This window comes from Vibrio sp. 10N.222.52.B12, assembly GCF_002875385.1.
In the GTDB taxonomy this organism is placed as follows: Bacteria; Pseudomonadota; Gammaproteobacteria; order Enterobacterales; family Vibrionaceae; genus Vibrio; species Vibrio jasicida.
Window position 1 is genome coordinate 20,100 of sequence record NZ_MDAW01000145.1, and the last position, 20,321, is coordinate 40,420.

Genomic DNA, 20,321 nt, shown 5'->3' on the forward strand with positions numbered 1-20,321 from the left:
TCGACGAAAAACGGCTCGATTTCATATTGGATACGAACCAACAACTTTTTTAAACATAGGTGAAAAACATGAAACTTAATACATTTTTCTTGATGGGTGCGACAGCAATTACTTTTGCTTCTGGAGCAGTAAATGCAGCAGATGAAGCAAGTGCCGAAGTTATCTGGAGTGGCCTAATTGGCAGCTCTGTTCCTAGCTCAAACCTAAAGATTACAGGTGAAGGCGGCGGCGAGATTGCTTCCGGCACTCTTTTCATTGAGAAAGACGGTAAGTTCACATCTACAGAGGTGGTTCTTGAAGCTCGTGATTATGACTCTGTATTAGAAACCGTTGGTGACCGTCAACCTCTAGCAACGTGGTCATACATCAGCGCTCAAGTAATGATGGATGGTTCAATGTCATACGAAGCAGACGTAGCGGTAACTGATCAACTATCAGGCACGACATTTACTCAGGGTAATTTCAATGAGCTTCAAACAGGCGTTGTTGCTCTGACGGTTAAAAATGAACAACCAATCACCGATATTGCTGTACAAGGCGAAGGTCAAGTTAGTGTTCAAATGAGCGCTAGCTACGAAGACGGCCTTTAATTGACAAAAGGGGGAAACGTGAAGTTTTCTTTGATTCGTTCGTTATTTTGCATGTTGACTGGAACATTCGTTTTCAGCGTAAAAGCAGAAACACACATTTTTCAGTTGGTCAGTGAAATCGATAAAAGTCAGTTTTTCTCTCACCAGATTACTGACATCGCGTTTTCCCCTTCTTCATTAACACTAAAAACAAATACAGAAAAGAACACATTTAATGATGCGTTCACTTTGTTGACGGTCACGACAGACATTCCAAGTTCTGACCAGTCAATGAAGTTTCAACTCTTTATGAAGAGCAACACTTCACAGTGTTACAGCGCGGATGAGACGGCCCTAGTAACACCGTCAGATTTTGCTCAAGTTTACATTGAGGGACAACCATTAACAGAGATTGAACCTTTGTTAATGGAGTTCAATCAAGCTTCGGATGGCGTAAAGGTTGGCGAATACGACGTCAAATTTTCTTTCGGAACCTTGCCTGAAGGTGCGAGCTTGTGCCAAGGCAAACTATCTGTGCTAGCGGAGCTTTCATTGTGAATAGAATTTCCACCGTTGCTACCAGTATTTTGGTAACACTTTCGTTTAGTGATGCTTCTTTTGCGGCACCGATCCCTCAAGGTTTTCAGGATTTCTACGAGCAACAAGCTCGAGATGTAGAAATCAAGGGGCTGAATGGCTCGTTCATCACGTTGCCGATGTTAGTCACATACAACTCAGTGCAACTTCAAGATCAGAATGACGTTCAAACGTTAGTGGAACACTTAGTGCACTCTGGTTTAACCAAAGTGACGGCTACGAAAATTACTAATGATTTAGTAGTTGGCATAGAAAACAGCGTTGATTGTGTGGGTGACTTGAACCTGTGTTCTCTTAACCCTGAGTCATACGATGTTTTCTATGATTACCACACAAACAAGCTCTACATTTACGTCAATAAAGCGTTGCTTGCCAATACAAAACCTGGAGCAATAAAGAAAGACTACGCGTCAACGTACAATGCAAATCCTGGTTTGATCAATCGCGCAAATGTATACACAACGTCAAGCTTTAACGGTAGCCCTAACCTGTCACTCAGTGACCAACTCATTTTGGGTCTACCTTATGGCTCGGTACATCTTGACACTTATGTTAGCAACCAAGAAGGAACCTCCGAGGTTAACTACGGTTACTACAATATCGAACACAGAAACTTGCGCCTAACCGCCGGCTATCATCAAGACCGCTTGGCATTAAACAGCACATCGTTTTTATTGAATGGCACTCAGTACCATGAAGCTAGTGTAAATCTATCTTCAAGTAAAAACCTAAGTCGAGCAAATAATAATGATGACCAGTTTTTGTTTTTTTATGCCCCTTCTAGTGGCGTTTTAAAAGTTTACAAAGACGAACAGATCATCGTCCAAAAGTCGGTAACAGAAGGCCAAGGCAGTATTCGCTATTCAGAGCTTCCTAGTGGTGTTTACAACGTGATGGTAGAGATCACTGCTGGTTCTCAAGTGGTTTCCACGGAGTCAGTTCGTGTTTATAACGCACAAACCGATACGCTTAACACCGGAGAGTTCGACTATTTTATTTCAGCAGGTCAATTCCAAGGAGCGGATGTAGAGGTCATCAATGAAGACGATGAATTTGAAGCGCAGAAGACTGAGTCTTTCGAAGCCAAGCCTTATCTTCAAGGCATAGTGGCATATAAATGGTCTGATACTCAAACCCTCGCCTTGGGCTCTACTGTGACCGAAGAGCACAACATGGGGCAAGTTGGCCTCAAAGGGTATTTACCATTTGAGAGCCGTTATGAGGTGACGGCCTCTTCAATTGATGGCGAAGCCTCTTACTTATCTGGCTACTTAAATGTGGGCCGCATCGGCGTCACCTATGAAAAGCTCGATAACGAAGAGAAGAACCGTTTTGCCCAGTACCTGTATGGCGCTGCAAGTAAGGAGCAACTGAGCCTATCGAGCAGCTTCACACTAGGTAAAAAAATCCGTGGATATGGGTCGGTAAACTACTTAAATCAAGCAGATATCTACAACAACGAGCGTAAAAACTGGTTCTTATCATCAGGATTAAGTGCACCTTTTGTGCTTGATTCTAATCTTGATGTCAACCTGAGTTACAACAACGAATCGTTGGCTTCTGACTTTGATGAAGGCGAAGTGACTCTTGCTATTAATTGGTCTGTACCCTTGTCCTTTAAGCTAAGAGGCAAGTCGAGTGTCACCATAGATCAAGATGGCTTTAGCCAATACACCAACAGTCTAGAGACTCGAGATCTGCTCGAGAGTGAAGAGACGGATCTCCGTCTAACGGCAAGCAACAGCTACTATGCAAACTCGTCGCAATCTTCGCTCAATAATGTGACAGCTTATGCGGCAAACCGAAACGAACATTATCATGCAGATGGTTTTGTGTACCTTGCTGACAACGGTGAAAAGTCAGTTAACGCATCACTAAGCAGTACACAAGTTATTGGTAAGAATAGCATTCACTTCACCACGAAGCAGAGTGATGCGTACGTCTCCGTTGATACGAAGAACAACATTCGTTTTGACGATGAAGAGAACCAAACAAAAGGCTTGTTGGTGGTAAAAGCTGACGACAAAGTGAAGCATAAAGAATACATCTATGGTGATTCTGGCTTGATTTCACTCGATAAATATCAAACCAGCACTATCGAATTAGATGTGGAGAGTGTTGCGCTGCACAACACAGGTCAGCAAAACGCGACGGGTTATACGCACCCAGGAACTGTAATTGAACTCAACTCAAATGTCAGCCGAGTCATCAGCTTTGTCAGTAAATTCAAAGATATTTTCGGTAACGACATTGAGACTATCGAATGTGAAGGCCCTGCGTGTTTGTCCATCTCAAACATTACTTCAGGTATTCACAAAGTTGATGTTCAAGAAGGGCAAACTTTTTCACTCAAGAGCGGTGGCCAGCAATGTTATTTACCATCGGTAGACGATGCAAAACAATTAAACTTTGGCACAAATTACTGCCAGCCAGATCTTGAACCATTGGAGTCAATGGTTCTCGTCAAAAATAATCGAGAAATCAATGTGATGTACATCGGTCAGTTCGATGACATCACAGAGATCAACCAACAACTTGAGGCAATGACCAACAGTGGCGCTGAACTGCTGACAACGCGTTTGGGCCGTAAGTCTTTTGTTTACCTGACTGGAGATAAGGATCTTCAACTCAGTCATCAACAACGTCAAAACATTGAAAACGTCGCTCAGTACGCCAACTCGGAAACGCAACAAGAGCGCGACTTTGTACTTAATCGACCAGAAGGTAACTGATGATGAAATCACTTCCAATTTTCGCTGCTGCACTTATTTCAACGGCAGCTTCAGCAATGAACGTAGATACTATGTTGTTAGTAGGTGACGAATACGGAAACGGCGTTTTCACTATCTCAAACAACAAATCGACCACTGAGTTCATTCAATCGAATATCACTCAACTGCAAGTTAAAAATGGCGAACTGACGCGCACACCTTATACAGAGTCAAACTTCTCTGATTGGCGCGTAACGTTAACTCATCCAAAGATGATCCTTGAATCAGGTCGCCAAAAGCAAGTTGGTGTGCGTTCCCTGTGTGGTAACAAATGTGATTTTAGCGAAGACCAATACTACCTAGTTAGCTTTGAACCATCACCTTACGACCCAGAAGGAAAATCACAGTCTGCTGTGACGATCAACTTTGGCTATCGTCCTCTCTTTGTGATTCCTGCGAAAACACAGAAAATCGACTACTCAGTATCACTGTCGAACGGGAAACTGCACATCAACAACACGGGTAACAGCTTCATCCGCACTTATGTGGACCAATGTACGGATAAGGTAACAGAAGACTGCGAATTTACCGCTATGTCCTTGTCAGGCCGTGAGCGCACGTATGAATTACCTAAAAACATTTCAAAAGATCAAGTAGAAGTGACCGTTATTAACCATGACGAAAGCTACCATAAAAAGATAACGCTAAAGGATGGCAAGTAATGATTCGTTTTGCTTCTTGGTTACTGTTGATTGTTGCCCCGCTGGTTCATAGTGCCACGCTTAATGTTCACATTGAAGGTCAACAATTGCGACTTGAAAACGCCATTGCTTTAGGTGGCAACACATACACCTTAAGTAACTGGACAGTAGCAAGTGGTCTCACTCCCACAGATCGTTTTCTTCCGGGCGCGTACCTAACCAACAAGCCAGATGAAATGACGTTAACTGGACCGACTGGGACAAGCGTTAATGCCCCTATCGGGCTGAAAGGCGTACAATACAACGTGTCATCTAACAATTATGTTCGTAATGACACTCAACTTGTAACCCCAAGCTGCGCAACATCGCAGCTATCTGGAAATACTGTCACTCTTTCAGATGACAGCACGCAAAGTTGTAGCGCTAGCTTTTCTCTTGATTACAGCAATGAGGTTACCCCTTTTTATTTTTACAGACCAACATTTGACTTGGATACAACCGCACTTCTGGCCGCTTTGCAGGGGCAAGAGAAAGGTGTGTACACGGCAACCATTCCTGCTGACATTCGATACTACTATCAGTCGTCAGGTGGCGCCCTCACCTATCGTGTTTTATCTGACGTTTTCACCGTCAATATCGATTATGTTCCTAACAGTTTGGAAAGCATCGATGTTGCTGGTGATGGTGTAATGAACCCTACTTATGACACAACCAACCATACTGTGTCCGCTGAAACCACGTTCAATATTACCGCAACAGGAACCTTTAGCACGGGATTATCTATGACTTTGCTAACCCATGATTTCACGTTGACGTCCAGCACTGGGAAGACAGAGATCCCGTTTAGTATTGAATGTACTTCCACAAACTGTGAGGACCCTATTTGGGTAGAAAAGGGGGTAAACAAACTGACGAATGACGAAACAAGTTATGTACTCGATGCACCAACCAATGTGATTAATTTTGATCTAACGGTGAGTTACCAAGATATTCCTTCAACCGAAGTTGAATCTGGCACTTACTCAGGAAGTTTCACCGTTATGTTCGAGGAACTGTATTAATGAATACAACAACGTTCATTATCGGATTCATTGCAGCCATCTCCTCTGTTGCTGAACCTACCAATTGGTACGTAGGAGGCTCTCTCACCCATAACGGAAAAACAGATTCCGAGTTCTCTGATTCCTCTTTTGGAGGGGGGATAAAGCTTGGCTATCAAATCTCTCCAACCTGGGCGATAGAGGCATCAACCGGTTCATATGGTCAGCTAGATATGCTCAAAGTCGGTGAATACCGTAACACCACTAAAAACACCTCTCGCTACGGAACCGATCTGTCGTTGCTGGGCACCTTGCCTCTATCTAAACGCTACAAACTTTACGGTGGGTTGGGCATGATATCGGAAAACGACGAGCTCTCGCCCATCGCACAAATTGGCATTCGATATGAGCTAAACTCTCTTTGGGCGTTCAACTTTGGCTACAAGTTCATTTCCAGTCAGGAGCCAGACTATAAATTGCAATCATTGGGTTTCGGGATTCAATATCGATTCAAAAATACCAACACTCAAGCGCCCTCTCCTGCTTATGATGAGATTCAAGTGGTTTCTGAAACACAAACAGACAAGCAAGTTATGCCGGTTATGGAATACACAGATCGCGACACAGAGTGTAAGGCCAACGTATATTGCGTAAAAGAAGGGGATTGGTTGTACAAAATCGCAAGCCAACATCACATTTCCTTTACCGAACTGATGTCAGCCAACGATGGCTTTAAAGCCTTACGTGATATAGACGTTATTCACCCAAAGGACACCGTCATAATCCCCAACTTGCAGTGCCAATAAACCATGTTGCTTTGTATCAATGAGGCTAATCTCGCCATTGATGCCTATGACGACTCAACAAAAAGCTTAGTCATGTCGGTATCCATGAGCGTGAGCAGCTTAAATATCGCTAAAACACTCTTCGACGACACCGACACAATTTACAGTCGAGATGCCCTCATCGCGGCGGGTTGGCCAGATAAGCCTATCGGTTCTAACTCCCTAAACGTGAGTATCATGAAACTGCGTAGAAAACTGGCCACCATAAACTCGCACATTGAAATCAGAGCTTATCCAACGCAAGGCTACAAACTGGTTTTGCCTGTTGGTGTAAACCTAATGTCATTGCAATCAAGGGCAGCGAACGACTTTGCCTCTCTCTCTGAATCAAAAGAAACGAGAAAAAGAGAAGGACCATTGCAATCGGCGTCTTACCCAACTCAAACTAGCCTCCCCTCAATTCGTTGGGGAGATATTTTCCTTAGTGTTCTCATTTTGCTTTACAGCAGCTCGCTTTATTACTCTTTATACTGACTATGAACTTCAAAAGAACGATTGGCATTGCTTCGCTCATTGTTGCGATGCCTTTTATCAATGCTACTGGTGGCGATTTCACCGTGTACTCGCCCGTGACCTCAACACGACTAGAAACGCATTTACAGTTTTCCCATGGCTTTTATTCATCACTCCAATTCATGCCCTATGACGTTATTCGTCATAGCCAAGGGCTTTATGCGGTGATAAACGATACGGTATTTATGCTGTCTTTTAACAAGAGTTATGAATTTTTAGATGGCAATCAAAATGCTGCCCAAACAATAACGCTCAACGCTAAAGATTACCTCTCTCAAATCAACGTCGCTCAACTCGATGAAAAAAGTAACACCGTTTATCTCAGCAAGAGGTTTGAATATGAAAGGCTCGATAATGTCGAAATTACTGGCCACATGGGCTTCTGGTAAGTTCTCATTGTGGAAGGTGTCGATAATTATAGGGGGCCTGGTAATCCTAAGCCCTTGGTTAAGTTTGCTGGGCTCTAAGTTCTCCATAGAAAGCCAATTGAGTAACCCTAGCCGAAAACTCAGCGTATACGTAAACAATGGCTTGTTTACTTTCATTACCACATTAGAAGACGGGACAACGAGAAAGAGCTCCGGCATTCTTGGTCACACAAACAACAGTTTTTACTTCTTAACGCTGAGCAGCCAGTACTTGTATATCACTGATCACTCCTCACAAGCGTTTAAAAGGGATCTAATCAACGCAAACAACCGATATTTTGACGCAAGAATTGAACGTCTAAGCAAACAAGAGTTTTTGCTTACCTATGATGAAGAGATTGAATCGGAAGGGACACAGAAGCAACTTGCCAGAATGTACGGACAGTTGAATTGGTTTGAATAAACAATGATTAGGCATAAAAAAGCGCGACACTGTGGTTCGCGCTTTTCTTGGAGCTATAACACTAATAGTTAGTGAAATAAGCATCGGTGACATAGGTGTCTACCCCAACAGCAACCTCATGCCCAGAATCAATTCTACTGCCAATTTGTATCCAATAAGTTTGGGTGGGATCAATATTAGACCAATTCATACTACCCTTATAAACTGGAGACTCGGGCTTATCTGATGTGGGAGAGTTGTATATTTCTAACATGCCATTGTTAACCTGTATCCACAGATGTCTTTCCGGTGTTGAGAGATTCATACTTGTCTCATCGTATAATTCCCACCCTGAGACTACTTTCGCATTTTGGTACCAGTAGTCATTGATTACTTCAAATGATTTATCTGTCCTAGGTGAAGATGGCCAATTGGTACTTCCCCACTCTGTCGATGGTTGAGAGGACTCTTGCTGTACTGCAAATGAAAAACGTCCATTTTGAGGCGCAAGGCCTCCCGCATCTTCGACTTTTATGTAGACGACAAAGTTGTGTCCAGTGTATTGCTGTTGATATACGTTAATAGTACGTAAGTTCCCTCCGCCAGAACGGCCATCTAATATAGGCAAACCAAAAGAACTTAACGGTTTAAAGGACTCTTGTTCTGTAGCCAATCGACTCCATTTATCCTCATTGTTTAGCTCTAATCGCGAAGATGCTGCCTCAGATTTAAAGACGATAGAATCGACTTTAGATGCGCTTATGTGGCTGGATAACACTTCATCATTAAACGACGTATCTGTGTAACTATCCACCAGCTCGCCCGATGAACCTGACACTTTACTAATTTCTGGTTCATAGTTTGAGAACACCCCTTTTTTACGCTCTGACAATAACTTAACCTCTTGAAATGCTGCAGGGTTTCCGTCAGGGTCAGTAATAAAGCCACTGACATCAAAACGAACACCATTCACAAAGCTGTAATCTAATTGCGTAGAAAAATCCTTTACTGCTTCGCTATCTAACAAGACACAAGTTACGAAGCCGGCACCGCTTTCTTTCAACAATTCAGAAGTTGTTCCACCTGTCGCATTCATACTCTTGCCTGTGGTTTCTGACATCATGTCTGCACTCCAAAAGTCTGCACCCGCAGGCCAGTTTTGAGAGGTAAAAAGGTTGCCTTGACTTGCAGTGAGTATTTCCCATTCACGGTTGATTGGCAAACGTCCATTCCTTGTCGCACAGTAGTGTTGCGCTTGTTCAAGGTTCATGGTGACCACTTCCACTCCTTTCGGCCCTGTAACTCCATCTTGTGCTTGATAATTCGTATACGCTGTATTTGTATAGTCCGCTAGCACCTTACTTACAGGGGCAGTAAATGTAATATCTGCACCAATTGTTGAGTCGTAAACCGTTACATCATCCCAATCTTGAACAAGGCTAAAATCAGGCTCTATTTCAAGATAAACTTGTCCAACTGCGTATCCACCGCGACCATCATTAATGGTGTAAGCAACTTCATGTGGTCCCGGCTCTGAGGAACGAAAAGTAAAGGTATGCTCAGAAGCGGACGTAATTTCCGTCTCCGCGTTGTAAGCTCTAACGGATTCGAGGATCACCGCATCTTCTGCATCAGAGATATAGTCCGTTAAATCAATCGTCACCAACATCCCTTTATCTAACTTTCCTTCACGGACATAGTTAAGGGCAACTGGCGGCGTATTCTGTGTATCAGAAACAGCCACATCAATCGTTCCTAGCTTGGTGACTGAACCATCTGTCATCGAATAAGTAATTCGAGAAACACCCACATCAGAAGGAGTAAAAGTAAGCATGTTGTTAGCCACATCGCTATCCACAAAACCGGTGCCAAGCACAGATGCATCAGACGATAGATAGAACACTGATGTATCATGCTGCCCGGCTAATTCCTGAGAAAGGTCAATCACAACAGGCGTATCAATATCCGTCGTTTCTGCAAGGTTGGGTAATGTATTATCAGCTGCTGTTTCAGACACAGAAACACGAGCAATTGAAGATTCCTCACCAACATAAAGCTCACTATTTTGTGGGGCGACTGTGTATTCGTATTGGCACTCACCCACTACGTTCGAGTTAGTAGTGAACGACATACCTTCAACCGAAGTAACCTGACAAGCATCATCCCAAGTAGAGCGCACTAAAATAAGCTTCATAGCAACATTGTCGCTGTTGGTCGCCGTTGCCTTAACCGTACTTTCGGTTCCAACCATTGCTTTAGCTTGAGATGGAGACGCGACGATACTAATCGCCTCTGGGGATACTAAGCTCTCGCCAGAGTCAGTTGAAGAATTGTCGCCAGAGCTACTGTAGCATGCAGATAACGCTATTGAAAAAGTCAGAAAAACACTGAGTTTTACGATTGAGTTCATTTTAATAACCTTATTTACAGATAACTTGAAAAATTAGCATCGACAATGTATGCCTCAACATCTTCATAGTTAGTCGCCCCCCCGGCTCCAACCCAGAATGGTTTGGTAGGGTCAATGTCTCCCCAGTCAAAAGTAGTAATGAAGTCTGGTTCTTCAGGCCGTACTTTGGATGTTGACGAATAATGATATAACTGGGCGCCTTTTTTTTGGAACCAAAGGTGTCGATCCTCGTGCCTTACATTGGCTTGCGCAGTTCCCACTAAGTTATTAAAACCGTTATAAAAATTAAACTCTCCGTTAAAAAAGTGCGTCACGATATTAAACGTATCCGAGGTTAATGGTGCGCCTGGTTCAGCTCTTGTGACGTCATACCAAGAGCTGTCTGGAGTGTTTCCTTGTTGTTGAATAAAGAAAGACGTCGCCCCATGCGATAGAACGCCAACGTTTCTAATATGCAAATACATTACGAAATCTTTACCAGAGAAACTGTCTTTATATACCGTGCTACTTCCCATTCCATCCGGAGAATCATACGTAAAGAGCACTGGAACACCATTTTCCCCGATTTCAGGTAGTGACAACCCATAGCGCGTATCAACATGATTCCACTTGCTCGGATCGGTTGTTTCAAGAGCCGAAGAACCTTCATCCGGAACAAAAGGAAACAGATCTCTGTTAGAGCTTACTTCCGAAGCAATTACCGACTTATTGAATGATGTATCAAAATATGAAACTACCTGTTTTCCTTCTGTATCCATAACCAAATTGAGAGCAGACGCACCACTTTCAAACACACCTGCGTCACTAAGGGCTTCTAGTTCTACTTCCTGATACATTCCGGCTCCACCATCAGGATGAAGCACTTCAATCTCATATGAATACTCATTACCTGTCGCTGATTGTTCTACAGCCAACACCGAGAAATCACTCACTGCCTCATTGCTAAGGTCGACACACGTTGTGTACATAGCCACCATTTTTGACTGGCTGCCAACCAGACCATCATTCAAGTTAACCGTCGCTGTATTGGTTTCACTGACGTTCTCTGCTGTCCAATACTTCTTGCTCGTTGGCCAATTGTGGTTGCTGAACGCACTGGTTTCATTTGCAATTAAGGTTTCAAGTTCACGTTGAAGTGGTAAACGTCCGCCACGCACTTTGCAGTATTGGCGTGCTTGGGTGAGTGTTTGCGTTACCACCTCTGAATCTTTCAAACCATATTCACCATTTTCTGTATAGGTTGAGGTGTAAGAGGCATTTACGTAGTCTGCATATACTTTTGTCATTGGCGCAAAGAAACGAATCTCTGTATCAATAACTGGGTCGTAAGTGACGATATCTTCCCAATCTTGAATCAATGAAAAATCAGGCTCTACTTCGATTCGAGCAACCGATGTTGTGTAACCTCCCATGTGGTCACTGACGGTATATGCCACATCGTGAGCACCAGGTGTTGTCGACTCAAACGTAAATTGAGTATTCATTACGTCCGTTGGCGACAACAATGCGATCGTAGAGTTAAAATCTTCAACACTGACTAACTGAACGTTATCTCCATCCAAATCGGAGACATATGACGCAACATCTATCTTGGTACTTTCACCAAGTTTGATGAGCTCTTGATGAGCAAAAGCATTGGCGGTTGGCGGAGTGTTTTCAGTCAACTCCGAGACAGAAACCGAAATCGTACCTTGTTTGATGGCAGATTCGCTTTCGTAGCTGTAGAAAATCTCACTCTGCCCTTTCCCTGTCGGCATAAATTGAATGCGTTGTGAGTCGAGATAAGTGGCACTTCCGTTACCAATAACAACCAACCGTTCTTGTAACTCGTAGCTACTATCTGGCATCGAAGCACCTAACTCCGCTTCAAGGTCAATGATGATTTCTTGATTCTCGGTGGTTGAAGCTGTGATTCTCGGTAGCGATGTCGATGCATATGTTGAAGCAGAAGCAACACGAACATAAGACTCTGACTGCGCGCTACTGTTCATTGGAGAGACTCGGTATTGATACAGGCAATCTTGCGTTTCATTCGAGCTCACATCAAACGACGTTGAACCAGAGCTGACGACCTGACAAGCATCGCCTGATAACGACTCGACAGACGTAACCTCAAACTCGCTATCATCGCTTGTATTGACATAACCAGTAACGTTAATAGAAGTGCGCTCACCAACAATAGCATTGTTACCAATATTGGCAGAGAATATCGCCGTATTGTCGACAGGTGAAGTAATTACCGGATTGTCCGAGCCGCCCTCGCTGCCACCATTACACGCGGTAAGGAGTGTTGCGAGAGAAGCTCCGATTAGTAAAGAAAGAGCTGAATTCCTTTTCAACAGATGCTTGTTGAATCGTTTCATTGATGTCACTCGGTTGTTGAAGGTTCAACCATTTTGGCTGCAACACTTCAAAGTAACCACTAAATGACTATGATTAGTTATTAACGATTAAGACTATGATATTAAAATGATTAATTGGGAATTAATTGTTTTTAATTCATGAAATCCAGAGCTTTAAGGCTGGTTAGAAGCTTTTGACACTTTCTATTGCCTTAAGTAGTTGGCAAAAATCGAAGCAATCTTGAGTGCTGCTAATTTCATAGTTTAGAGAGTTGAAGTCCAAATGAACGGTAGCGACAAGCCGCGTTCTTTCGGGTGTCAGTTGAATGGTAATTCGGTTATTAACCAACCCTTGGGGACTTTGGGCATAACCAACTTCTTTTGAAAACTCAGCTATCGCCGTGCGCCATAGCGTTATGTGAAATAGTGTTCGGGTCATGGTGTGATAATTAATACTGATTGTTCGAGCGACTATCATCCACACGAGCGGAATCAGTTACCAATAAATGGTTGTGAATAATGCCATTAATCGCAGATTGAAGAAGCATAGCTGTTAACCATTTTTGCCCACGCAACTACAATCTAAAACCCATTATCCCATAGATTTTCACTATAAGTTTTATACGACGCTATCTCGTTGATTCCAAACAATTACGCCATTCTAAAAACTTCTAAAACACCGATTTAACCCTTATTAATTTCGATTCACGACCATTCATTTAACACAAGCACTAACCTTCACCATACTTGCCGGCCCAAACGAACGACTTAAGGTGTAGGTATGCAAAACGTCAAACTCAATCATGTGTATGCAATGGCATTGAACCACGCACATTCATTTACAGCACTTGAATTGCTGCAAGAAATGGCAGAGCACTCTCCGGAAACCTATACACACACGCTCAATGTATGCCTAGTCGCTCATGATTTTGGTGAGTTTCTGAATTTTACAGATGCGCAGTTAGAGCTGATTTTTGATGCAGCTCTAGTACATGACTTAGGCAAGCTAAAAACACCAACGGCGATCCTCCATAAACATGGCAAGCTTGAACCAATTGAACGTCAAGTGATGAGCGAGCATGTAAAGCACAGCTACCAGATTGCAAGAGGTATTAAAGCTCTAGAAACAGCGACAATGGTTGGTGGTCTTCATCATGAACGTTGGGATGGAAATGGTTATCCATTTCGTCTTAAGGGCGACGAGATTCCATTTATCGCGCAAGTGCTCGCGATTGTTGACACATGGGACGCAATGGTTTCAGACAGAGCTTACAGAAAAGGCATGCCTAACTCGAAAGCGATCAACATCCTTCTAGCCGAAAAAGATAAAGGCCAGTTTAATCCGAATCTAGTCGAGCTGTTTGTTACTTACGTTCATTCTCACGGTAAAAGCAACCTGTCGTGAAGAGCATCAATAATATCTTCTTTTCCAATGTCTTTTTTGAGTTACTGCCCATATCCAACGTTCATAAACGGAAACGCCCAAAGTTATTAGCTTTGGGCGTTTCTTCTAACAAAACCTGGTTGAGGCGGATGTACGACATATCGAGCGTTACAACGTCATGTGTAAAATTGGAAATGGTTTACCCATATCATCGAGTGGTGAGCGAGATTCGATTTTGAAGCCCATACGTTGGTAAAAACCGACGGCTTGTGGGTTTTGCTCATTCACATCGACTTTTACTGCGCCGAGATGTTTGGTCGCGTGTTGCAGCAACATCTTACCTATGCCCTTTCCTCTTGCTTGATTTAGAAGAAACAGCATCTCGATTTTTTCATCATGAACACCAACAAAACCTTGTATTGCACCTGTAGTGTCTTTTACACACTTTAAGGTGACTACAGGAAATGCTTGCTCAATAATGATGGGTTTAAAAAACTCAATATCTTCTTCTGTGATAAAGTCATGTGTCGCTCGGACTGAATTTTCCCAAACGACTAGCAGCTCTGCATAGTGTTCAGGAAGCACATTTTCTACCGTCATAGGTGTTCTCTCTTTGAGTGGACTGAAGTTCAATGTGCAGCCGCGAATCGGCATTTTAACAAGATCACTTTATTCTGCCTACGCTAGACGATTAAGAATAACGTCCTCAAAAGATCTTTGCCGCCACTCGATTAAAAAATTGTTGGCAATCTTGTCCAAGAAGACGGGTAAATAACCCAGCTTTAACCAAACTATGCAGAGCTGGATAACGTTGTTTCGGTATAAAGCCATCTTCAAAATATCGCTCATCACCGAACCCTAAGATTCGTTCATGTTCTTTGGTCAAACCTTTCAAAAAAGCAGCGTTGAGCAAAAGTGGCGCGTACCGATCATACTCCTTATCCAAACTCTGAATAGGGCAAGCAGGATCGTGAAAATTGTAAAACACCACATTACGAGATGTCAGCACCGGATAGTTTTGTCGGTGAACCCCACTCGTATCAAATAAAAAGGCGGTTCCTGCCTTGCCGGTCACGTGTCTTATTGGCAAGTTCATTTCGTCGACTTGCGCTTTGTTCCAATGACCCGGAGCCAGTTTTTGTCGATGGCTTTGCTCTACGTAAGCAAACTCACCACTGTTTACATCGGTAAGATACACACCCAACTTTATCTGGGGTGGTGGCTCTTGGCATCGGTCAACGTCATACCAAGCGTCGTTATGCCATCCATGAAAATTACGAGTGGTACGAATGGTTTTCCACCCCCTAACCTCAGTCACTTGAAATCGGTCGCCAATGTAGTCACGGCATATATGCATCAATTCATCATGTTGGATTGGGTACAAAAAAGCAGGCGACAGTGTAAGTAAGTTTTCAATGAGTAATCGCCATCGTTCATTTTGTTGGTATCCCGTCCAAGTATTAAACTGTGGATGGGTGAGGTGTTGATCAAAGCATCGCTGCATTTGCTCGAGCTTAGGTAGCGGAACATAACCATCAAGCACAACAATACCGTTTTCACGTAATTGTTTGAGAATATCTTCTACGTTTAGCATTAGAGCTCCCTCTCTCCTAACCTCTCAATTCGAGCATTTTTTTCATGCTCTCCCACAAACTTTCATTCGAATTAAGCAAACGTTGATAATGCGAAAAAGTCTTAGACACCATATTGTCCAAGCCAAAGTTCTGTTCTGCATGACGTCGGCCGTTTTTGCCAAACTCTACTCTAGCATCCGTATCTTCGATTAATCGCCAGATAGCGTCATATAAACCAGTCTCATCCCCAGCTTCAATTAAGATCCCACTGTGATGATGCAGTATGACCTCTGGTAGACCACCTATATTAGAAGCAACAACAGGAACACCGCATGCGGACGCTTCAATCGCAGTAAGACCAAACGCCTCTCCCCAAAGAGACGGCATAACAAACACATCCGTGACACTCAAGATATCCGGAACATCAGAGCGTAAACCTAAATATTGAATGTCTCTCTGGTAATCCTGATGAGCACAAAGGGTTTCCACTTCTTTACGGTATGCGCCATCGCCAATGATCAAGAACTGGCATTCGATACCACCATCAACACAACGTTTGGCAACATTGAGAAAATGGTCGATGCCCTTCTCCTGTGTCAGCTGACCAATGAAGGCCACTATCATGATGTCGTCGGATACGCCAAGTTGCGCGGACTTAATCTGCCTTGCTTTCTCTTTAGATATCGCCGATTGAAACCGCGCGAGGTCAATACCGTTATAGAGGCGATGTATTTTGTGGTGAGCATTTGGCAAGTTTCGAGCAATGCGTGATGCAACAAAATCAGAGACAGGCAGATATGCGTCAATCGCGAGACTCAGAATACTTTGCCGCATAGAACGGAGTTGGTTTAAGACCAAATAATCTTTACTGGGCATACCAAGAGGATTGGAGCTGTGATCCGTAAAAACAATTTTTCCGCCCCACCTCAATTTACACAACAACAAACTCGGATCTGTTGGACCAATAAAGTGGGTGTGAAGAATATCGACTTTACGCTCTTTCAATAAACGCACAATGAAGCCTGAATTAGTGATTTTGTCATAATCTAAGCAAATAAGCTCACAGCCTGACTCAAGCAGCCATGTCTTCAGAGTCGGTGATATGGGTTCAATAACGCAGACAATGTAAGTCCAACCACGCTTTTGGGCTTCTTTTCCCATTGACCATAGGTAGTCTTCAAAAGAACCTTGTTTTTGGGGTGAGATTAACGCCCAACAAAACACTGTTGGTTTGAATACTAAATCATTGGAATCTTTCACTGCTTTCTCCTTCACTATCTCCGTGAGCAAAGAGGTCGCCCCATAATGCTCATTGGTCGTAAGTTAGAAAGCCAACCGAGTACCTATTTTCAATTTGATAACGAGAGATGCGCTGTCCCCCGGTTATTGTTCACTATGCAATAACAAAGCCAAGGGGAGATGCAAAGGCGCCAAACGAAAAAAGAGCCCTCACATCCATGGGGCTCAAGTAAAATTTCGCATTATTGTCATTTTAAGGTGAGGTCAAGACTATAGGAGGTGTTAACGCTCAGACGCATATTAACCCACCAGAATGATTAGGAATAAGCATCTGAACTCTCGAGTTTTTTAGAATTGCTTATTGCATTCGACGTCGAGTTTCAATTACTCATCGTCAAAAAAGCCACCATACATCAACCATGGTGGCTTTCTTATTTATCAATTTAATAAACGCGTAAACTGATATCTCTCAATATGAGAATCGAGATTAGTTAGTTGGACGCCAAACACCCCATTGGTCTTTCTGGTAAGTCGCTTCAGGGTTGTCACCACCTTGAATCCACCATTGTGCTTTCCAGTTTTGGTCAGCGTAAGAAACCACTTCACCACCTAAGTATGTTTTAGCAGCATCCCAAGTGCCATTCTCATCTGGATCTGGTTTAGGATCTGGGTCTGGCTCAGGTTTTGGTGGCGTAATTTCGTCATCACCTGCAATAACCTCGAAAGTGAACGTCTCAGCACGTGCGCTGTTTACCGCGTTAGCAACAAATGACAGTGTTTCGTTCTGCGTGATTGCGCTAGTGTTTACCACTATAGACGCAGTACCGTTGTTCTGAATGCTCACCGATGAACCTTGAGTTTGTGTTAGGTTCGCGGCTTCACTTGTCGCAATAATTACGCTGTCACCAGCATTGACGACTTTATCGCTCTTCACAAGTTCGTAAATATCGCCAGTCAGTGGCTCTACACCACCACCATCATCAATAACTGAAATCATGCCAGATGCGCGGCTATCTTTTGAGTTAAAGAAGTTACGTGATGGATCGTTCTGGAAGTACATGTAATGTGACATTTCTTCATGCCAATCACCGATGAAGACTGCGCCGTCTTTGAACTCTGCGTGCCAACCGTTGATTTCTGAAGCAAGTAGACGTGCCCAATCATTTACGTTCGAAGCTTCAACCTTAATATCGAAACTACGTGCCACATCGCCATTCTTGTTGATGATGTCATATTTAACTGTGTCACCGATTTCAGGATTTACAAAACCTTGAGGAATGTACAGGTCACCGCGAACAAGATCAGCTTCAGGAGGAAGAGTATCACCACCTGCAATAGTGATATCAGAACAGTTGTAGAAGCCTTCACCAGCGGCATCATCACGCTGCCAACGAACAAATAGAATCGCGTCACCAGAACGATCTGACGGAATCGTAACGTCCATGCGGTATTTGCCGCCATTTACGGGAACATTACCTACCGTCTGAATCAAGTCTAGATCGCCCCATGCCAGTGCTTTACTTAGATCCGCACCAGGTTTGGTTAGATAAAACTCCCAGAATGAAGGGTTGTGAGGAGCCGTCGCATTAAACACAAATTCAAATGTTCCTGTGTTTAGTTCAGTACGAGTCCAAGCCGTATGTGGCGCACCCATTCCCTTTTTCTGAGGGTCATTTGCATAACACAATGTGCCGTCAGGAATCGCCGCTTTCACTGCTGCCATATTGTTGTAATCAGTAATGTTCTTAGCGAATTCATTACGCTGAACAAAAGGATAAGAACCAGAGATATCTTTCGCTTGAGCACATGCTGCATTTGGTGGCGTACCAGACCAAACTCCACCTTGTTCGTAACACGTGTTTTGACGAGCACTCGGGAACTCAGACCAGCCGTGAGCATTGGCTGCTGTAGGTAGCCCGGATAGCATCGCCATACCCACCGCGATTTTAAGAATGTTATTATTTGCTTTCACTTTTTCACTCTCTACCGTTTATTGTACAAAATAGCTTCAGCGGATATTTTATAACCACTGTTACCTATTGCGTGTTTATAGTTTTAATCAGAAAACAGTGAAAAATAATATACGTAAGTTTAATCAATAAAAGCACCATGGTTATTGATAGGAATTAACATCACAATTTTAAATAATTCAGATATATATGACAAAACCAACACAAACAAACAATTCCCTTAAAAAACATATCCATAAGTTCATTTTCCATCCATAACCCAATAGAAATGTAGAGTAAATATACCAGAACAGAACACCAATCAATCAGAGCTATGTATAGTTACTTCTTGTGACTTACGTTCCAATCAAATTATTTATCATTATGATTAAAAAATATAATCAAATAAGAACTAATATAAATAAACAAAATATAAAGAACCTCATATTTCATTGTTATTATATTTACTCTTGCTAATAAAACGAACATAGAAAGACAACAACACTTTGCTCTTATCTTGCAAATAATCTTTGTGTCTAGAAAAGAAAAAAGGAGCTGGCGCTCCTTTCGTTTTATCGTTGAATGTGAACATCTCTTTGAGGGAATGGAATCGTGATGTCTTCGGAATCAAAGGCATCTTTCACTCGCTCATAAAGACCAAAATACGCCGGCCAATAATTTTCAGAATCAACCCACGCCCACACTAACATTCCGACATGGCTATCGCCGTGTTGGCTCACATGCACCGTAGGCTCGGGCTCATTGATGATCAAATCATAGTTTTCCATCACCTGCATGAGAACGCATCGTGCTTTATGGAGATCATCGCCATAACTAATGCCGAATTCGATATCTATACGGCGCTTGTCTTCACAAAATAGGTTCTTTACCGTTCCGTTAGACAATGAGCCGTTAGGAATGATGATTTTTTGGTTGTCATAGGTCAGCAAGACAGTCACAAAGATCTGAATATCAACCACTTTGCCCATGTGCCCTTGCGCTTCAATCACATCGCCGACTTTAAATGGCTTGAAAAACAGAATCAGCACGCCACCGGCGAAATTAGACAAGCTGCCTTGCAGAGCCATACCTACAGCAAGGCCAGCTGCACCTAGCATTGCAATAAAGGACGTGGTTTCGACACCAATCATGGATGCAGCAGAAATGATCAAAAGGATTTTTAAAATAACAGAGGCAAGAGACGAGAGAAAGCCTCTCAAACCATGCTCGATTTTCATTTTTTCTAACGTGACTTCTATCGCTCGGCTGACTTTGCCTACAATCCACCAGCCAACAAACAACACTATCAAAGCTAATATGAACTTTGGCCCAAAGGTCAGCAGCATCTCCAAACATTTTTCATACAATGCTTCTAGAGAAATGTTTTCCCACATTTGTATACCTCTCTAATATTAAAAAGAGGAGTACTTTGGGTGTACGGTGCGTTGAGTTCAACTGACTCCAAGCAAGATTAAAAAAGACAATCACATTTTTTGTTCGTACTAACCGATATTTAGCGTTTGTTGGAAGGAAATATCGACTCGGTATCAAAACCCCAGATACAACAAAGCCCGCTATAATAGCGGGCTTTGCGTTTGTCCATGAAGGACTAAATTTGGTGGGTCCGACCAGATTCG

Annotated in this window: 17 protein-coding genes; 10 read left to right on the forward strand and 7 right to left on the reverse strand. The window is 42.9% G+C overall.

Translation table 11 applies throughout. The features are described 5' to 3' along the window. Positions 1-68: 68 nt before the first annotated feature. The 9 genes from BCT11_RS20885 to BCT11_RS20925 all read left to right on the forward strand — a co-directional run bounded on the left by BCT11_RS20885 (position 69) and on the right by BCT11_RS20925 (position 7,807). Positions 69-590 carry a hypothetical protein gene (locus BCT11_RS20885; protein WP_102389184.1) on the forward strand — a complete coding sequence of 174 codons (522 nt, stop codon included), beginning with the start codon at positions 69-71 and terminating at the stop codon, positions 588-590. Positions 591-608: 18 nt separating this feature from the next. Further along, positions 609-1,127: a hypothetical protein gene (locus tag BCT11_RS20890; RefSeq protein WP_052485345.1), complete on the forward strand. Its 519-nt coding sequence runs from the start codon at positions 609-611 to the stop codon at positions 1,125-1,127. Further along, positions 1,124-3,898 carry a TcfC E-set like domain-containing protein gene (locus tag BCT11_RS20895; protein ID WP_102389185.1) on the forward strand — a complete coding sequence of 925 codons (2,775 nt, stop codon included), beginning with the start codon at positions 1,124-1,126 and terminating at the stop codon, positions 3,896-3,898. The genes BCT11_RS20890 and BCT11_RS20895 overlap by 4 nt, the downstream gene beginning before the upstream one ends. Next, on the forward strand, positions 3,898-4,599 hold the full coding sequence (locus BCT11_RS20900; protein WP_347231049.1) for a hypothetical protein: 702 nt from the start codon (positions 3,898-3,900) through the stop codon (positions 4,597-4,599). Before BCT11_RS20895 ends, BCT11_RS20900 begins: the two co-directional genes overlap by 1 nt. After that, positions 4,599-5,639, forward strand: a complete 1,041-nt coding sequence (locus BCT11_RS20905; protein ID WP_102389187.1) for a hypothetical protein — start codon at positions 4,599-4,601, stop codon at positions 5,637-5,639. Before BCT11_RS20900 ends, BCT11_RS20905 begins: the two co-directional genes overlap by 1 nt. Continuing rightward, a complete protein-coding gene (locus tag BCT11_RS20910; RefSeq protein WP_102389188.1) occupies positions 5,639-6,424 on the forward strand; it encodes an outer membrane beta-barrel protein in 786 nt (261 codons plus the stop codon). The genes BCT11_RS20905 and BCT11_RS20910 overlap by 1 nt, the downstream gene beginning before the upstream one ends. A gap of 72 nt (positions 6,425-6,496) precedes the next feature. Further along, positions 6,497-6,937 carry a helix-turn-helix domain-containing protein gene (locus tag BCT11_RS20915; protein ID WP_157939365.1) on the forward strand — a complete coding sequence of 147 codons (441 nt, stop codon included), beginning with the start codon at positions 6,497-6,499 and terminating at the stop codon, positions 6,935-6,937. Between the two features lie 2 nt (positions 6,938-6,939). Beyond that, positions 6,940-7,365, forward strand: a complete 426-nt coding sequence (locus tag BCT11_RS20920; protein ID WP_102389190.1) for a hypothetical protein — start codon at positions 6,940-6,942, stop codon at positions 7,363-7,365. After that, the gene (locus BCT11_RS20925) at positions 7,331-7,807 is read left to right on the forward strand and encodes a hypothetical protein (RefSeq protein ID WP_241909046.1); all 477 of its coding nucleotides are present in this window, start codon (positions 7,331-7,333) and stop codon (positions 7,805-7,807) included. The genes BCT11_RS20920 and BCT11_RS20925 overlap by 35 nt, the downstream gene beginning before the upstream one ends. Positions 7,808-7,868: 61 nt before the next feature. Here the strand turns inward: BCT11_RS20925 and BCT11_RS20930 are convergent, their stop codons facing one another. Both BCT11_RS20930 and BCT11_RS20935 read right to left on the reverse strand, forming a co-directional pair. Continuing rightward, the gene (locus BCT11_RS20930; protein WP_102389191.1) at positions 7,869-10,196 is read right to left on the reverse strand and encodes a hypothetical protein; all 2,328 of its coding nucleotides are present in this window, start codon (positions 10,194-10,196) and stop codon (positions 7,869-7,871) included. 14 nt (positions 10,197-10,210) lie between these two features. Beyond that, positions 10,211-12,559: a hypothetical protein gene (locus BCT11_RS20935; RefSeq protein ID WP_102389192.1), complete on the reverse strand. Its 2,349-nt coding sequence runs from the start codon at positions 12,557-12,559 to the stop codon at positions 10,211-10,213. Positions 12,560-13,319: 760 nt separating this feature from the next. Here BCT11_RS20935 and BCT11_RS20940 point away from each other — a divergent pair. Then, positions 13,320-13,943: an HD domain-containing phosphohydrolase gene (locus BCT11_RS20940; protein ID WP_102389193.1), complete on the forward strand. Its 624-nt coding sequence runs from the start codon at positions 13,320-13,322 to the stop codon at positions 13,941-13,943. A 147-nt stretch (positions 13,944-14,090) separates the two neighbouring features. On the opposite strand, the gene BCT11_RS20945 is transcribed toward BCT11_RS20940, so the two are convergent. The 5 genes from BCT11_RS20945 to BCT11_RS20965 all read right to left on the reverse strand — a co-directional run bounded on the left by BCT11_RS20945 (position 14,091) and on the right by BCT11_RS20965 (position 20,078). Beyond that, a complete protein-coding gene (locus tag BCT11_RS20945; protein WP_102389194.1) occupies positions 14,091-14,522 on the reverse strand; it encodes a GNAT family N-acetyltransferase in 432 nt (143 codons plus the stop codon). Positions 14,523-14,628: 106 nt separating this feature from the next. Further along, complete coding sequence (locus tag BCT11_RS20950; protein WP_102389195.1) at positions 14,629-15,516, reverse strand: phytanoyl-CoA dioxygenase family protein; 888 nt, start codon at positions 15,514-15,516, stop codon at positions 14,629-14,631. 16 nt (positions 15,517-15,532) lie between these two features. Beyond that, on the reverse strand, positions 15,533-16,756 hold the full coding sequence (locus BCT11_RS20955; protein WP_038871128.1) for a glycosyltransferase family 4 protein: 1,224 nt from the start codon (positions 16,754-16,756) through the stop codon (positions 15,533-15,535). A 466-nt stretch (positions 16,757-17,222) separates the two neighbouring features. Then, on the reverse strand, positions 17,223-18,668 hold the full coding sequence (locus BCT11_RS20960; protein WP_241909049.1) for a lytic polysaccharide monooxygenase: 1,446 nt from the start codon (positions 18,666-18,668) through the stop codon (positions 17,223-17,225). Between the two features lie 588 nt (positions 18,669-19,256). Continuing rightward, complete coding sequence (locus BCT11_RS20965) at positions 19,257-20,078, reverse strand: mechanosensitive ion channel domain-containing protein (RefSeq protein ID WP_102389197.1); 822 nt, start codon at positions 20,076-20,078, stop codon at positions 19,257-19,259. Positions 20,079-20,321: the final 243 nt, after the last annotated feature.

Coding starts and splice junctions, on each gene's coding strand:
- BCT11_RS20885 (WP_102389184.1), top strand. CDS start 69: ATGAAACTTAATACATTTTTCTTGATGGGTGCGACAGCAATTACTTTT.
- BCT11_RS20900 (WP_347231049.1), top strand. CDS start 3,898: ATGATGAAATCACTTCCAATTTTCGCTGCTGCACTTATTTCAACGGCA.
- BCT11_RS20905 (WP_102389187.1), top strand. CDS start 4,599: ATGATTCGTTTTGCTTCTTGGTTACTGTTGATTGTTGCCCCGCTGGTT.
- BCT11_RS20910 (WP_102389188.1), top strand. CDS start 5,639: ATGAATACAACAACGTTCATTATCGGATTCATTGCAGCCATCTCCTCT.
- BCT11_RS20915 (WP_157939365.1), top strand. CDS start 6,497: ATGTCGGTATCCATGAGCGTGAGCAGCTTAAATATCGCTAAAACACTC.
- BCT11_RS20920 (WP_102389190.1), top strand. CDS start 6,940: ATGAACTTCAAAAGAACGATTGGCATTGCTTCGCTCATTGTTGCGATG.
- BCT11_RS20925 (WP_241909046.1), top strand. CDS start 7,331: ATGTCGAAATTACTGGCCACATGGGCTTCTGGTAAGTTCTCATTGTGG.
- BCT11_RS20930 (WP_102389191.1), bottom strand. CDS start 10,196: ATGAACTCAATCGTAAAACTCAGTGTTTTTCTGACTTTTTCAATAGCG.
- BCT11_RS20935 (WP_102389192.1), bottom strand. CDS start 12,559: ATGAAACGATTCAACAAGCATCTGTTGAAAAGGAATTCAGCTCTTTCT.
- BCT11_RS20940 (WP_102389193.1), top strand. CDS start 13,320: ATGCAAAACGTCAAACTCAATCATGTGTATGCAATGGCATTGAACCAC.
- BCT11_RS20945 (WP_102389194.1), bottom strand. CDS start 14,522: ATGACGGTAGAAAATGTGCTTCCTGAACACTATGCAGAGCTGCTAGTC.
- BCT11_RS20950 (WP_102389195.1), bottom strand. CDS start 15,516: ATGCTAAACGTAGAAGATATTCTCAAACAATTACGTGAAAACGGTATT.
- BCT11_RS20960 (WP_241909049.1), bottom strand. CDS start 18,668: ATGGCGATGCTATCCGGGCTACCTACAGCAGCCAATGCTCACGGCTGG.
- BCT11_RS20965 (WP_102389197.1), bottom strand. CDS start 20,078: ATGTGGGAAAACATTTCTCTAGAAGCATTGTATGAAAAATGTTTGGAG.